The sequence below is a fragment of the Cellulomonas biazotea genome, assembly GCF_004306155.1.
GTDB classification, from domain to species: domain Bacteria; phylum Actinomycetota; class Actinomycetes; order Actinomycetales; family Cellulomonadaceae; genus Cellulomonas; species Cellulomonas biazotea.
The window spans coordinates 20,029-35,881 of the sequence record NZ_BIMR01000021.1 but is presented as its reverse complement, the minus strand read 5'-3'; the positions used below and the strand labels follow the sequence as shown (position 1 = coordinate 35,881).

Below are 15,853 nucleotides of genomic sequence, written 5' to 3'. Positions count from 1 at the left end.
CGCCGGACCCGCGGGCCGCCGCCGGCGACGTCCCCGGTAGGCCGCGGCCACGGGCGGGAAGAGCCCGCCTCCGCTGCCCTGCAGCCGCGACGCCTGGGCCTGCGCGGCCTGCCGCGCGAGCGCGGCGCGGCGGGCCCGGACGGACGCGGGGGTCGCGACGTCGACGCCCAGCGTGCCGAGCACGGCGTCGATCGGGTTGGCGACGGAGTAGGAGCCGTCGTGCTCGCCTGCCCACAGCAGGCCGACGACCTTGCCGTCCTCGTCGACGACGGCCGACCCGGAGTCGCCGCCGGCGGAGAACGACGTCTGCCCGGGCTCGGGCTCGACGCGGAGCTGGTCGCGCAGGGTGCGCCAGCCGATGCCGGGGCCGAAGTCGACGGACGTCGTGAAGTCGGTGGACACGACGCGGCCGGTCCGCAGGCCGGTGGTGCGGCCGTGCTTGCGCACGACGGACCCGGCGACGGCCTTCGCGGAGCCGGTGACGGCACCGATGCCGACGATCCCCGGGACCCAGCGGGCGCCGGGTGCGAGGGCGACGACGGCGGCGTCGATCCGGTCGGTGAGCGTGCCGCGGACGAGCTGGCCGATCTGGTCGCCGGGGCGTGCGCCGTCGGCGCGCGCGGGCTGGACCCACTGGCTGCCGACGTCCTCGAGCCCGTCGCCGGCGGCGACGTGCCAGTTGGTGAGCGCCAGGGCACGCCCGGTGTGCCGCTCGGTGACGACGACCCCGAGGGTGCCGTTGACGGAGCGCAGCTCGGCGGACGACTCGCCCTGGATGGTGACGGGGTCGACGGGGCCGATGCTGACGCCGCCGGCGAGGGGCCGGACGCGGCCGCGCATGAGGGCGGTGACGTCCTCGGCGGTGGGGATCCCGGGGTGGGTGGCCTCGTGGTGCAGGACGACGCGGTGCTCCACGACGTCGGTGGGGACGCCGTCGATCGTGGCGGGGATGCGCTGGTCGTCGGAGAGGTCGCCCGCGTCGAGCTTGCGGGTGACGTGGACGACGATCGCCTGCCGTCCGGTGGGCTGCCCGTCGGACCACTTCTCGCCGATGTCGACACCCACGACCCCGGGGCGGGCGATGAGCCCGTCCTCGTGGGCGCGCTTGGTCGGGCGGATCTGCTCCCGGCTGAGAGGCTCGGGGGCGCTGTCCTGCTCGGTCATGTCGTGCGTCTCCTCAGATGGTCGAGAACCACGGTGCCGCCCTGACCAGCGCCGGCGGTGCGGCGCGTGCCGGACCGGGGGAGGTCGGGCGGGTGCTGGCGAGGAGCGGGTGACGGGCGTCCAGATACACGTCCGGACGAGAAATCTTCGGTGGGACGTATCTGGGGCGGGCCGGTCCGCTCCTGCTCGTCGACCCCAGCACGGGGGACTGCGCCCGCGGGCGCGCGGGTGGTCCGGTCTCGGGCCGTCGCACGCCAGTCGGTCGCGTGTCCGTGTCCTCCTTGTAGGGGTTGTCCGGGCCGCCCTACTGTGTCAGGGGCGCGGCCGCCCGACGAGGCCAGCCTGTGAGGGGTCCATGATGAGTGATGACCTGGTGGGGCCGGTTGACGCCGCGCTCCGCGACCAGGGAGAGGGGCTGGCCGACCACGCCGCCCGTGCCGTCGTCGCGTACCGCGACGGGGACCGGGCGCCGCTCGCCTCTCTCGTGCAGGTGATGACGCCGTTGCTGTGGCACACGGTCCGCGCCCAGGGCGTGGACGCGGAGCAGGCGCAGGACATCGTGCAGAACGTGTGGCTGACGCTGGTGCGGGACATCGAGTCGATCCGGGACCCGCGCGCGACGCTGCAGTGGATGCTCGTGACGGCCAAGCGTGCGGCGTGGCGGGCGGTGCGTCGTACCCGCGACGACCTGGTCCGGCACGAGCAGGACGAGCACGTGACGGACTGGCTGTCGGCTCCGGCGGAGGATCGTCCGGACACCGTCGCGGTCCGGTCCGAGCGGGACCGGGTGCTCTGGGAGCACGTGGCGACGCTGCCGGACCGGTGCCGTCGGCTGCTGGGTCTGGTGGCGCTCGTCGACCGCCCCGACTACACGGTCGTCTCCCGGGCGCTGGGCATGCCGGTGGGCAGCATCGGACCGACGCGCGGCCGGTGCCTCGCGAAGCTCCGCCTCGCCCTCTCCAACGACCCCGCCTGGAGCGTGTCATGAGCACCGACGAGAGCACCCTGGCCCTGGTGGCGTCCGGCTCGCTGGACGTCGCCGACCTCGAGATCCTCACGCGGCTGGCGTCGCTGGTGGACACGTCCGACCCGGTCCCGTCGGGGCTGGTGGACCGGATCGGCATGGCGCTGACGATCGAGGCGCTGCACGCCGAGCTCGCGGAGCTGCACCTCGTGGGCGAGCCCGCGCTCGCGGTGCGGGCGGACGAGACGAGCATCGAGGCCGGCACGATCACGTTCACGACGGACGTGCTCACCGTGATGATCTCGGTCCACCCGGAGGCGGGACGCGTGCGCGTCGACGGCTGGGCGGCCCCGGCCGGCGAGCTCACGGTCGAGCTGCACCAGTCGGGCGACGTGACGACGGTGACGTCGGACGTCGACGGACGCTTCTCGTTCTCGGAGGTCGAGCGCGGCCCGGCGCGGCTGGTGCTGCGTCGCCCGTCGGACCCGCAGGTGCCGATCGTCACCCCGCAGATCGAGCTCTAGCGCAGATGTCGGACCTGGGCGGCCCGGCGGCGGCCGGACCGCCCGGAGTCGACGTCCTCGCGGACGCGCTCGCACGGGCGGAGACGGAGAACGCCGAGGGGCGTCCCACGCGTGCGCGACGTCGGCTGCGTCCTCTGCTGCACGACCTGGAGGCGCTGCCGGCGTCGCGTGACGTGGCGCGGCTGCGTGCGCGGGCGCTCGTGGAGCTCGCGAAGGCCGACTTCGAGACGCGCGGGGTGCCGGGTGCGGCGCTCGACGAGCTCGACGCGATGCTCGTCGAGCACGAGCAGGACCCGTCGGCGGGCTGGTCGGGTCTGCCGCCGGCGGTCGCGGGCCTGCGTGGTCTTCTGGCTCTGCGGGCGGGCCGCCAGCACGAGGCGCTGCACTGGCTCGACGAGGCGGTCGCGTCGATCGACGACGCCGACCCGATCGACGCCTGCCGGGTGCTGCTCAACCGGGGCGTGCTGCACACGGACATGCATCACGTGGCGCTGTCGCGCGCCGACTACGCGGAGTGCGCCCGGCGGGCCCGCCGGGCAGGGTTCGAGCTGCTGACGTTCAAGGCGGAGCACAACCTCGGCTACCTGGACTTCGTGGCGGGCGACCTGCCGGAGGCGCTGGCCCGGATGGAGGCGGCGGCGCGCATCCTGCCGGGTCCGTCGCGGCCGACGGCGCTGATGGACCGCGCGCGGGTGCTGCTGGAGGCGGGTCTGGTCGGGGTGGCGGACCAGACGCTCGCGGAGGCGGCGGAGCTGTTCGAGCAGCACCGCCGGGTCCGGGACGTCGCGGAGTGCGAGCTCGCCCGGGCGGAGTGCGCGCTGCTGCGCGGGGACGTCGCGGCGGCGGGCCGGTTCGCGGCGTCCGCGGCGCGACGGTTCCGGCGACGACGGGAGGACGCGTGGGTCGTGCGCGCGGCGCTGCTCGGGCTGCAGGTCGACGCGGTCGCGTACGCGCAGGCCCGGCAGGACGACCCCCGGACACGAACCCTGTGGGCGGGCCTGTCGCGCCGTGCCGGCCGGCTGGAGGCGATGTGCCGGGCGACGGGCCGGACGGCCTGGGAGGTCGGCGCGGCGTACGTGCGCATCGAGTCGGACCTGGCGCGGGGTGCGCTGGACGACCCGGACGGTCTGCTCGAGCAGCTGGGGACGGTGCGGGGGAGCGACCCGATCGCGGTGCGCCTGCACGGGCGCTGGATCCGGGCGAAGCTCGCGCTCGCGGCGGGCGACCGCGCGCGGGCGGCCCGCTTCGTGCACGCGGGGCAGCGTGACCTGGCGCTGCACCGGTCGCGGTTCGGGTCGCTCGACCTGCGGACGGCGGGGGCGGTGCACGGGCGTGCCCTGGCGACCCTGGACGTCGAGCTCGCGCTCGCGACGGGTCGTCCGACGGCCGTGCTCGACGCGGGGGAGCGGGTGCGCGCGGTGATCGGCGGGACCCCGCGGGTCAGCCCGCCGAGCGACCCGGACTCCGCGGCCCTGCTGTCGCAGCTGCGCCGACTCATCGACGACAGCCGGGGCGTGATCGGTCGGGCGAGCGCGGACCCGGTGCGGGCGAAGGCGGTGCGGGAGGCGCAGCGGCTCAAGCACGAGATCCTCGCGCGGTCGTGGCACGAGCGCGGTCAGGCGGGCGACGACCGCCCGGGGCGGGCGGCCGACGTGCGGCGGGTGCTGGCGGAGCGGCCGGGTTCGGTCCTCGTCGACATCGGCGTGCACCGCGGCGAGCTGCTCGCGGTCGCGGCGTCCGCGCACGGCATGGCGCTGCACCGTCTCGGTCGCGCGGCGGACGTCGCGGAGGTCGTGCGGCGCGTGCACGCGGACCTCGAGGTGACGGCGAACCCGCTGGTCCCCGCCGAGCTGCGGGAGGTCGCGCACCGCTCGCTGGCGCACGGCACGGCGGCGCTGGAGTCGCGCCTGGCGCCCCTGGTGGAGGTGCCGGGCGAGCTGGTCGTCGTCGCCACGGGCTGGCTGGCGGCGCTGCCGTGGTCGATGCTCGCGCCCCGTGCCGGACGCCCCACGGTGGTCGCGCCGTCGGTCCACCACTGGGTGCGGTACGCGGGGACGGCGCCGGCGCACCCGGAGCGGGTGACCGCGGCCGCGGGCCCGGGGCTGCGGCACGCGGACGACGAGGTGCGTGAGGTGGGGTCGCTGTGGTCGGGCGGCGAGGTGCTGGTGGCCGACGACGCCACCGTCGCGCGCACGATCGAGGTGCTGGGGTCCCCGGGGCTCGTGCACCTGGCGGCGCACGGTCGGCACGAGCCCGACAACCCGCTGTTCTCCTCGCTGCGCATGGCGGACGGCCCGCTGTTCGCGCACGAGCTCGACGCGGGCTCGCAGACGCCGGACCTCGTGGTGCTGTCGTCGTGCGAGGTGGGCCGGGCGAGCGTCCGGGCGGGCGGTGAGGCGCTCGGCATGGCGAGCGTCCTGCTGCGGCGGGGCGTGGGCTGCGTGGTCGCGGCGATCGCCCCGATCCCCGACGAGACGGCGATGCGGGTCATGACGCGGATGCACGCGCTGCTGCGCGAGGGCGACCCGGTGGCGCAGGCGGTCGCGACGGCGATGGCGGAGGACGCGCGCCGCACGGGCGTCGTCGCGCCGCTCATGTGCTTCGGCGCACCGGTCTGACGACGGCCCGCCCGCCCGTCTGCCGTCGGGCGGGACCCGATTTGGTCATGACTAGACGTTCACGTACTCTGGTCGACGCCCAAGACCGCCGGTCGTCGGTGTCGCGCTCAGCGATCCCGACCGAAGTCCCGCAGCAGCGGAGGCCAGCGCAGGTGAGAGTTCCCGGACGGACCGGTTCAGCCGAGTCCCGACGTCGAGCCCCGCGCCTGCGCGGGGCTCTTGCCGTTTCCGGGGCGGAGACCGGTGGCACCACCATCGGAAGGATTGCCATGGCGAGGCCGGACAAGGCAGCCGCTGTCGCAGAGCTCACGGACCGGTTCCGTGAGTCGAACGCGGCCGTGCTGACCGAGTACCGCGGGCTCACCGTCGCGCAGCTCAAGACGCTGCGCAAGGCGCTCGGCGGTAACGCTACCTACGCCGTGGTGAAGAACACGCTGACCGCGATCGCGGCCAAGGACGCCGGTCTGACTGGCCTCGACGACGCGCTCGCGGGCCCGTCGGCGATCGCCTTCGTCACCGGCGACCCGGTCGAGGCCGCGAAGGGTCTGCGTGACTTCGCCAAGGCGAACCCCGCGCTGGTCATCAAGGGTGGTGTCCTCGACGGGCGCACCCTGACCGCCGCGGAGGTCACCAAGCTCGCGGACCTCGAGTCCCGCGAGGTGCTCCTGGCCAAGGCGGCCGGTGCGATGAAGGCCAAGCTCTACCAGGCTGCCTACGTCTTCACCGCGAACACCGCCCAGGCCGCCCGTGTCATCGATGCCCTGCGTCAGAAGCAGGAGTCGGAAGGCGCTGCCGCCTGACCGTGCCGGCACAGCCGGGACGGTGAGCCGACGCGCACACCCCCACATCTGCTTCGGCGGCCACCGTGGCCGACCGGGCACCGTACGAAAGGAACGCCGATCATGGCGAAGCTCAGCACCGACGAGCTCATCGAGCAGTTCAAGGGCCTCACCCTCATCGAGCTCTCCGAGTTCGTGAAGGCGTTCGAGGACGTCTTCGAGGTCACCGCCGCCGCTCCCGTCGCCGTCGCGGCCCCCGCCGCCGGTGGCGCGGGCGCCGAGGTCGAGGCCGAGGAGGAGAAGGACTCGTTCGACGTCGTCCTCGAGGCCGCCGGCGACAAGAAGATCCAGGTCATCAAGGAGGTGCGCGCCCTCACGTCCCTCGGTCTCAAGGAGGCCAAGGACCTGGTGGACGAGGCCCCCAAGGCCGTCCTGGAGGGTGTCAACAAGGAGGCCGCCGAGAAGGCCAAGGCGCAGCTCGAGGGCGCCGGCGCCACGGTCACCCTCAAGTGATCTGACTCCGGCCGGGTCCTCGGACCGCGTGCCGGAGGCGCTCCGCACGAAGGCCGTACCCCTGCGGGGGTGCGGCCTTCGTCGTCTCCCGGGCGGGTCCGGTCTGATGACGGCCGGGTCCGCGGACGGGTGCGGAAACGGCGCCCGACCTGCTCCGCTTTCGCGGTCGGGGTGACGTGTGCCACCATGTGCGGCGGCGACAGCGTGGTCGTCGGAGCGGGCGTAGCCGCCCGTTCGAGCAGGTGATGGGGAAGGGCGTCGACGGAGCCGCCGGTGACCCTCGGTCGTCGTGCGACGCCGGGTGGACTTTCCCATGCCGGTTGAGTATGCTAGCGCTTTGCGCTGGCCTGTGCCCGCGATCCCGTATAACCCGAGCTGTGGACGTCGTACGTGCGCGACGTCCCGCGGCTCGTCCGGCCGGGGGATCGCGCTCCGCCTGACCTGCGCAGCGTGACCACGATCCGCAGGGAAGGACCCCTCTTGGCTGCCTCGCGCACCCCTTCTGCACCGACCGCTGACGCCATCGCGAACCGCACCGCATCCCGTCGCATCTCCTTCGCCAAGATCTACGAGCCGCTCGAGGTCCCGGACCTCCTCGGGCTGCAGACCGAGAGCTTCGACTGGCTCCTCGGCAACGAGCGCTGGCAGGCCCGCGTGGCCGCCGCCCTCGAGGCCGGTCGTCAGGACGTCCCCGAGACCGCCGGTCTCGAGGAGATCTTCGAGGAGATCTCGCCGATCGAGGACTTCGGCGGGTCGATGTCCCTCTCCTTCCGCGAGCACCGCTTCGAGCCCCCGAAGTACACGGCCGAGGAGTGCAAGGAGAAGGACTTCACCTTCGCCGCGCCGCTGTTCGTCACCGCCGAGTTCGTCAACTACACGACCGGCGAGATCAAGAGCCAGACGGTCTTCATGGGCGACTTCCCGCTCATGACCGAGCGCGGCACGTTCATCATCAACGGCACCGAGCGTGTCGTCGTCTCGCAGCTCGTCCGCTCGCCGGGCGTCTACTTCGAGCGTCAGGCCGACAAGACGTCCGACAAGGACATCCTCACGGCCAAGGTCATCCCGAGCCGTGGTGCGTGGCTCGAGTTCGAGATCGACAAGCGCGACAACGTCGGCGTCCGCGTCGACCGCAAGCGCAAGCAGAACGCCACGGTGCTGCTCAAGGCGCTCGGCATGACGGAGTCGGAGATCCGCGAGGAGTTCGCCGCGTACCCGGCCGTCATCGACACGCTCGAGAAGGACCACGTCCAGACGCAGGACGAGGCGCTGCTCGACCTCTACCGCAAGATCCGCCCGGGCGAGCCGCCGACCGTCGAGGCCGGCCGCGCGCTCATCGAGAACTTCTACTTCAACCCCAAGCGCTACGACCTCGCGAAGGTCGGCCGCTACAAGCTGAACAAGAAGCTCGGCCAGGACGCGCCCCTCGCGGACTCCGTCCTCACGCTCGCGGACGTCGTCGCGACCATCAAGTACCTCGCGTCGCTGCACATCGACCTGCCCGCGCTGCCCGGCACGCGGGCCGGCGAGGCGATCGAGATCCGCGTCGAGACGGACGACATCGACCACTTCGGCAACCGTCGCATCCGTGCGGTCGGCGAGCTCATCCAGAACCAGGTCCGCACGGGCCTGTCCCGGATGGAGCGCGTCGTGCGCGAGCGCATGACGACGCAGGACGTCGAGGCGATCACGCCGCAGACGCTGATCAACATCCGTCCCGTCGTTGCCTCCATCAAGGAGTTCTTCGGGACGAGCCAGCTGTCGCAGTTCATGGACCAGAACAACCCCCTCGCCGGCCTGACGCACAAGCGTCGTCTGTCCGCGCTGGGCCCGGGTGGTCTGTCCCGCGACCGCGCCGGCATGGAGGTCCGTGACGTCCACCCGTCGCACTACGGCCGCATGTGCCCGATCGAGACCCCTGAGGGCCCGAACATCGGTCTCATCGGCTCGCTCGCGTCGTTCGGGCGGATCAACCCGTTCGGCTTCGTCGAGACGCCGTACCGCAAGGTCGTCGCCGGCCGCGTCACGGACGAGGTGCACTACCTCACCGCCGACGACGAGGACCGCCACGTCATCGCGCAGGCCAACGCGCCGCTCGAGGCCGACGGCTCGTTCGAGGAGGACCGCGTCCTCGTCCGCGTCAAGGGCGGCGAGATCGAGTACGTCACCGGCGAGAACATCGACTACATGGACGTCTCCCCGCGCCAGATGGTGTCGGTCGCGACGGCCCTGATCCCGTTCCTCGAGCACGACGACGCGAACCGTGCCCTCATGGGCGCGAACATGCAGCGCCAGGCCGTGCCGCTGGTCCGCTCCGAGGCGCCGCTCGTCGGCACCGGCATGGAGCGTCTTGCCGCGATCGACGCGGGCGACGTCATCGTCGCGACGAAGCCGGGTGTCGTCACCGAGGTGTCGGCCGACCTGATCGTCGTCGCCAACGACGACGCGACCACGTCGACGTACCGGGTGGCGAAGTTCCGCCGCTCGAACCAGGGCACGTCCTACAACCAGCGCGTGCTGGTCGACCAGGGCGCCCGCGTCGAGGTGAACTCGGTGCTGGCCGACGGCCCGGCGACGGACGAGGGCGAGCTCGCGCTCGGCCGCAACCTGCTCGTCGCGTTCATGTCGTGGGAGGGCCACAACTACGAGGACGCGATCATCCTGTCGCAGCGCCTCGTGCAGGACGACGTCCTGTCCTCGATCCACATCGAGGAGCACGAGGTCGACGCGCGTGACACCAAGCTCGGCCCCGAGGAGATCACGCGGGACATCCCGAACGTCTCCGAGGAGGTCCTGGCCGACCTCGACGAGCGCGGCATCATCCGCATCGGCGCCGAGGTCGCGGCGGGCGACATCCTCGTCGGCAAGGTGACGCCCAAGGGCGAGACCGAGCTGACCCCGGAGGAGCGCCTGCTCCGCGCGATCTTCGGCGAGAAGGCCCGCGAGGTCCGCGACACGTCGCTCAAGGTGCCGCACGGCGAGTCCGGCACGGTCATCGAGGTCCGCACGTTCAGCCGTGAGGACGGCGACGAGCTGCCCGCCGGCGTCAACGAGCTGGTCCGCGTGTACATCGCGCAGCGCCGCAAGATCACGGACGGCGACAAGCTCGCCGGCCGTCACGGCAACAAGGGCGTCATCTCGAAGATCCTGCCCGTCGAGGACATGCCGTTCCTCGCGGACGGCACCGCCGTCGACGTCGTGCTCAACCCGCTGGGTGTGCCCGGTCGTATGAACGTCGGCCAGGTCCTCGAGACGCACCTCGGCTGGGTCGCCAAGCAGGGCTGGGACATCCAGCTCGCCGAGGGTGACGTCACGTGGCGCGAGGGCGTCCCGGACGTCGCGGCGTCCTCGACGGCCGGCAACCCGGTCGCGACGCCCGTGTTCGACGGCGTGCCGGAGGAGACCCTCACGGGTCTGCTCGGCTCGACGCTGCCGAACCGCGACGGCGAGCGCATGGTGCAGGCCGACGGCAAGGCCCGCCTCTTCGACGGCCGCTCGGGCGAGCCGTTCCCGGAGCCGGTCGCCGTGGGCTACATGTACATCCTCAAGCTGCACCACCTGGTCGACGACAAGATCCACGCCCGCTCGACCGGCCCGTACTCGATGATCACGCAGCAGCCGCTGGGTGGTAAGGCGCAGTTCGGTGGCCAGCGTTTCGGCGAGATGGAGGTCTGGGCCCTCGAGGCGTACGGCGCTGCCTACACGCTGCAGGAGCTCCTCACCATCAAGTCGGACGACGTCCCCGGCCGCGTGAAGGTGTACGAGGCCATCGTCAAGGGCGAGAACATCCCCGACTCGGGCATCCCGGAGTCCTTCAAGGTCCTCCTCAAGGAGATGCAGTCGCTCTGCCTGAACGTCGAGGTGCTGTCGTCCGACGGTGTCTCGATCGACATGAAGGAGAACGACGACGAGGTCTACCGCGCCGCGGAGGAGCTCGGGATCGACCTGTCGCGTCGCCCCAACGCCAGCAGCATCGAAGAGATCTGACGCCGAGCCCCGGCGCGGCTGACCCCAGCCGCGCCGGGCGCCCGCACCCCCTTGCACCATTTCCGTCCGCCGGGGACGCCCTGATGAGGGACACCGGCAAGCGAAGGAAGTAGGACCCCTTGCTCGACGTCAACGTCTTCGACGAGCTGCGCATCGGCCTGGCCACGGCCGACGACATCCGTGCCTGGTCGCACGGTGAGGTGAAGAAGCCCGAGACCATCAACTACCGGACCCTGAAGCCGGAGAAGGATGGCCTGTTCTGCGAGAAGATCTTCGGTCCCACCCGGGACTGGGAGTGCTACTGCGGCAAGTACAAGCGTGTCCGCTTCAAGGGCATCATCTGCGAGCGCTGCGGCGTCGAGGTCACGCGCTCCAAGGTCCGCCGTGAGCGCATGGGCCACATCGAGCTCGCCGCCCCGGTGACGCACATCTGGTTCTTCAAGGGTGTGCCGTCGCGTCTGGGCTACCTGCTCGACCTGGCGCCCAAGGACCTCGAGAAGGTCATCTACTTCGCGGCCTACATGATCACGTGGGTCGACGACGAGGGCCGGCACGAGGACCTCCCGAACCTCCAGAACGAGATCGACCTGGAGAAGAAGGAGATCGCGGACCGCCGCGACAACGACATCAACGCCCGCGCGCTCAAGCTCGAGGCCGACCTGGCCGAGCTCGAGGCCGAGGGCGCCAAGGCCGACGCGCGCCGCAAGGTCCGCGACTCGGCCGAGCGCGAGATGGCGCAGCTGCGCAAGCGGTCGGACGCCGAGCTCGAGCGCCTCGACACGGTCTGGGACCGGTTCAAGAACCTCAAGGTCGCCGACCTCGAGGGCGACGAGCTGCTCTACCGCCAGCTGCAGGACCGCTACGGCAACTACTTCGAGGGCTCGATGGGCGCCGCGGCGATCCAGAAGCGTCTCGAGGCGTTCGACCTGGAGGCGGAGTCCGACAACCTGCGCGAGATCATCAAGACGGGCAAGGGCCAGCGCAAGACGCGTGCCCTCAAGCGTCTGAAGGTCGTCAACGCGTTCCTCACGACGAGCAACTCGCCGACGGGCATGGTCCTCGACGCGGTCCCGGTCATCCCGCCGGACCTGCGCCCGATGGTCCAGCTCGACGGTGGCCGCTTCGCCACGTCGGACCTCAACGACCTGTACCGCCGCGTCATCAACCGGAACAACCGCCTCAAGCGGCTCCTGGACCTGGGCGCGCCGGAGATCATCGTCAACAACGAGAAGCGGATGCTCCAGGAGGCCGTGGACTCGCTGTTCGACAACGGCCGTCGTGGCCGCCCGGTGACGGGCCCCGGCAACCGTCCGCTGAAGTCGATCTCCGACATGCTCAAGGGCAAGCAGGGCCGGTTCCGCCAGAACCTGCTCGGCAAGCGCGTCGACTACTCGGGCCGTTCGGTCATCGTCGTCGGCCCGCAGCTCAAGCTGCACCAGTGCGGCCTGCCGAAGCAGATGGCGCTCGAGCTCTTCAAGCCGTTCGTCATGAAGCGGCTCGTGGACCTCAACCACGCGCAGAACATCAAGTCGGCCAAGCGCATGGTCGAGCGCGCGCGCCCGGTCGTGTGGGACGTGCTCGAGGAGGTCATCACCGAGCACCCGGTGCTGCTGAACCGTGCACCCACGCTGCACCGTCTGGGCATCCAGGCGTTCGAGCCGCAGCTCGTCGAGGGCAAGGCGATCCACCTGCACCCGCTCGTCTGCGCCGCGTTCAACGCGGACTTCGACGGTGACCAGATGGCCGTCCACCTGCCCCTGAGCGCGGAGGCGCAGGCCGAGGCCCGCATCCTCATGCTCTCGAGCAACAACATCCTCAAGCCGTCGGACGGCCGTCCGGTGACCATGCCCTCGCAGGACATGATCATCGGCCTGTTCCACCTCACCTCCGACAAGGAGGACCCGCTGGGTGCGGGCCGGGCGTTCAGCTCGGTGTCCGAGGCGATCATGGCGTTCGACCAGGGCTCCCTGGACCTCAACGCGGTCGTGAAGATCCGCTTCGACGACCTCGTGCTGTCGGAGACGGACGCGCCCGAGGGCTGGTCCGAGGGCGAGCCGCTGCTGTTCGAGACGACACTCGGCCGTGCGCTGTTCAACGAGCTGCTGCCGGTCGACTACCCGTACGAGAACGGCGTGGTCGACAAGAAGCGCCTCTCGGCGATCGTCAACGACCTCGCCGAGCGCTACCCGAAGGTCGCCGTCGCGGCGTCCCTCGACGCGCTCAAGGAGGCCGGCTTCCGCTGGGCGACGCGCTCCGGCGTGACGATCTCGATCTCCGACGTCGCGACCCCGGCCGCGAAGAAGGGCATCCTCGAGGAGCACGAGGCGCGTGCCGCCAAGGTCCAGGGCCAGTACGACAAGGGTCTGATCACGGACGACGAGCGCCGTCAGGAGCTCATCGAGATCTGGACGCAGGCCACGGACAAGGTCGCCAAGGCGATGCAGGAGAACTTCCCTGCGCGCAACACGGTGTACCGCATGGTCGGCTCGGGTGCGCGTGGTAACTGGATGCAGGTCCGGCAGATCGCCGGCATGCGTGGTCTGGTCGCCAACCCGAAGGGCGAGATCATCCCGCGCCCGATCAAGGCGAACTACCGCGAGGGCCTGTCCGTCCTCGAGTACTTCATCGCGACGCACGGTGCCCGCAAGGGTCTGGCGGACACCGCTCTGCGGACCGCCGACTCGGGCTACCTGACCCGTCGTCTGGTGGACGTCTCGCAGGACGTCATCGTCCGCGAGGAGGACTGCGGCACCGAGCGCGGCCTGACGATGCCGATCGGTGTCGCCGCCGGTGAGGGCCTGCGTCGTCACGACAAGGTCGAGACGAGCGTCTTCTCGCGCACGCTGGCGACGGACGCGGAGATCGACGGCGAGATCATCGGTCACGCGGGCGACGACATCGGCGACGTCCTGCTGGACCGTCTGCTCGAGTCGGGCGTCACGGAGCTCAAGGTGCGCTCGGTCCTGACGTGCGAGTCGCGCGTCGGCACGTGCGCCAAGTGCTACGGCCGGTCGCTCGCGACGGGCAAGCTCGTCGACATCGGCGAGGCCGTCGGCATCATCGCGGCCCAGTCGATCGGTGAGCCCGGCACCCAGCTGACGATGCGGACGTTCCACACCGGTGGTGTGGCCTCGGCGGACGACATCACGCAGGGTCTGCCGCGTGTCCAGGAGCTCTTCGAGGCCCGCACCCCCAAGGGTGAGGCGCCCATCGCGGAGTTCTCGGGCCGCATCGCGATCGAGGAGGGTGACCGCTCGCGGCGCATCGTCCTCACGCCGGACGACGGCTCGGAGGAGATCGCCTACCCGATCACCAAGCGCTCGCGCCTGCTGATCGCGGACGGCGACCACGTCTCGGTGGGCACGCAGCTCGTCCAGGGTGCGGTCGACCCGAAGAAGGTCCTGCGCATCCTCGGCCCGCGTGCGACGCAGAAGCACCTGGTCGACGAGGTGCAGGAGGTCTACCGCTCGCAGGGCGTGGACATCCACGACAAGCACATCGAGGTCATCGTCCGGCAGATGCTGCGCCGGATCACGGTCCTCGACTCGGGCGACACGGGTCTGCTCCCGGGCGAGCTCGCCGAGCGCGGGAAGTTCGAGGACGCGAACCGCAAGGCCGTGTCCGAGGGTACCCAGCCGGCGTCGGGCCGTCCGGAGCTCATGGGCATCACGAAGGCGTCGCTCGCGACCGACTCGTGGCTGTCCGCGGCCTCCTTCCAGGAGACGACGCGCGTCCTCACCGAGGCCGCGATGTCGGGTCGTTCCGACCCGCTCCTGGGCCTCAAGGAGAACGTCATCCTCGGCAAGCTCATCCCGGCCGGCACGGGTCTGCCCCGGTACCGGAACATCACGGTGGAGCCGACGGAGGAGGCGAAGGCCGAGCTGTACCCGACCTTCGGCTACGACGAGATCGACTTCCCCGCCCTGGGCCTCGGCTCGGGCGAGGCGATCCCGCTCGAGGACATCGACTTCGGCGACTTCCGCTGACGTCACCGTCCGCAGCACGTCCCGGATGGGCTCGCCGGTCTCGGCGGGCCCATCCGGGCGTTCGGGGGCACGATGGGTGAGGGCCGTCTCTTTGACGGTGCGGAACGCGCCCGGTAACGTAGGACACCGTGCCCGCGCCGTCGGGCTCTCGCGCATGCACCCGGACGCGGTCCTCCTCGCAGGAGCACGACCGGGCGCGCCAGGTGGTCCCCCATCCGCCGCGCACCCTCCGTCACGGAATCCCGGGCGACAGGGCTGCCGAACGACGGGGCGACACGCCCGGGCGCGGGGGTCGGTGCAGGACGCAAGACCACCGGGGAAGTCGCACGACGGGCGACGAACCCGACCATGCCGGCCGTCCAGGGTGACGGGGTCCGGTCGACCAGAGCTCATCCAACAGACGGAGACGTAGTGCCTACGATCCAGCAGCTGGTCCGCAAGGGCCGGCAGGCGAAGACGAACAAGTCGAAGACGCCCGCCCTCAAGGGCAGCCCCCAGCGACGCGGTGTGTGCACCCGCGTCTACACCACGACCCCGAAGAAGCCGAACTCGGCCCTCCGCAAGGTGGCCCGTGTCCGTCTCTCGAGCCAGGTCGAGGTCACCGCGTACATCCCCGGTGTCGGCCACAACCTGCAGGAGCACTCGATCGTGCTCGTCCGCGGCGGCCGTGTGAAGGACCTCCCGGGTGTCCGGTACAAGATCGTCCGTGGTGCCCTCGACACGCAGGGCGTCAAGAACCGCAAGCAGGCGCGTAGCCGCTACGGCGCGAAGAAGGTGGGCTGATGCCTCGCAAGGGTCCGGCCCCGAAGCGGCCGCTGATCTCCGACCCGGTCTACGGGTCGCCGGTCGTCACGCAGCTGATCAACAAGGTCCTCCTCGACGGCAAGAAGTCCGTCGCCGAGGCCATCGTCTACGGCGCCCTCGAGGGTGTGCGTGAGAAGACGCAGGGCGACCCGGTCGTCGTGCTCAAGCGCGCGCTCGACAACGTGCGTCCCTCGCTCGAGGTCCGCTCGCGCCGCGTCGGTGGCGCCACGTACCAGGTCCCGGTCGAGGTGCGCCCCGTGCGCCAGACGACCCTGGCCCTGCGCTGGCTCACCGACTACTCGCGCGCTCGCCGCGAGAAGACGATGACCGAGCGCCTCATGAACGAGATCCTCGACGCCTCGAACGGCCTCGGTGCCGCGGTCAAGCGCCGCGAGGACATGCACAAGATGGCCGAGTCCAACAAGGCGTTCGCGCACTACCGCTGGTAATCCCAGCCGGTCGCCGCGCCCCGTCCGATCCCTGGTCCGCCAGGTGCGGGCGGGGCCGCGGCACC

At 71.4% G+C, this 15,853-nt stretch carries 10 protein-coding genes; 9 read left to right on the top strand and 1 reads right to left on the bottom strand.

The genetic code is table 11. From position 1 onward, the window contains the following. Positions 1–1,164: trypsin-like peptidase domain-containing protein (locus CBZ_RS02325; protein WP_174768626.1), on the bottom strand; the 1,164-nt coding region annotated here is incomplete at its 3' end. A gap of 358 nt (positions 1,165–1,522) precedes the next feature. Between CBZ_RS02325 and CBZ_RS02320 the strand changes: the two genes are divergently transcribed. The 9 genes from CBZ_RS02320 to rpsG all read left to right on the top strand — a co-directional run bounded on the left by CBZ_RS02320 (position 1,523) and on the right by rpsG (position 15,788). Then, positions 1,523–2,152, top strand: coding sequence for an RNA polymerase sigma factor (locus tag CBZ_RS02320; RefSeq protein WP_246012966.1), 630 nt, complete (start codon positions 1,523–1,525; stop codon positions 2,150–2,152). Further along, on the top strand, positions 2,149–2,652 hold the full coding sequence (locus CBZ_RS02315) for a carboxypeptidase regulatory-like domain-containing protein (protein ID WP_130779997.1): 504 nt from the start codon (positions 2,149–2,151) through the stop codon (positions 2,650–2,652). The genes CBZ_RS02320 and CBZ_RS02315 overlap by 4 nt, the downstream gene beginning before the upstream one ends. A 5-nt stretch (positions 2,653–2,657) precedes the next feature. Beyond that, positions 2,658–5,270, top strand: a complete 2,613-nt coding sequence (locus CBZ_RS02310) for a CHAT domain-containing protein (RefSeq protein ID WP_130779996.1) — start codon at positions 2,658–2,660, stop codon at positions 5,268–5,270. Between the two features lie 269 nt (positions 5,271–5,539). Beyond that, complete coding sequence (gene rplJ, locus CBZ_RS02305) at positions 5,540–6,070, top strand: 50S ribosomal protein L10 (RefSeq protein ID WP_130779995.1); 531 nt, start codon at positions 5,540–5,542, stop codon at positions 6,068–6,070. Positions 6,071–6,172: 102 nt separating this feature from the next. Continuing rightward, positions 6,173–6,562 (top strand): 50S ribosomal protein L7/L12, encoded by a 390-nt coding sequence (rplL, locus tag CBZ_RS02300; protein ID WP_130779994.1) that lies wholly within the window; start codon positions 6,173–6,175, stop codon positions 6,560–6,562. Positions 6,563–7,042: 480 nt separating this feature from the next. Next, positions 7,043–10,549, top strand: coding sequence for a DNA-directed RNA polymerase subunit beta (rpoB, locus tag CBZ_RS02295; RefSeq protein ID WP_130779993.1), 3,507 nt, complete (start codon positions 7,043–7,045; stop codon positions 10,547–10,549). A 119-nt stretch (positions 10,550–10,668) separates the two neighbouring features. Next, positions 10,669–14,535: a DNA-directed RNA polymerase subunit beta' gene (locus tag CBZ_RS02290; RefSeq protein ID WP_130779992.1), complete on the top strand. Its 3,867-nt coding sequence runs from the start codon at positions 10,669–10,671 to the stop codon at positions 14,533–14,535. A 411-nt stretch (positions 14,536–14,946) separates the two neighbouring features. Then, positions 14,947–15,318, top strand: a complete 372-nt coding sequence (rpsL, locus tag CBZ_RS02285) for a 30S ribosomal protein S12 (protein WP_013770160.1) — start codon at positions 14,947–14,949, stop codon at positions 15,316–15,318. Continuing rightward, the gene (gene rpsG / locus CBZ_RS02280; RefSeq protein WP_130779991.1) at positions 15,318–15,788 is read left to right on the top strand and encodes a 30S ribosomal protein S7; all 471 of its coding nucleotides are present in this window, start codon (positions 15,318–15,320) and stop codon (positions 15,786–15,788) included. The genes rpsL and rpsG overlap by 1 nt, the downstream gene beginning before the upstream one ends. Positions 15,789–15,853 lie beyond the last annotated feature (65 nt).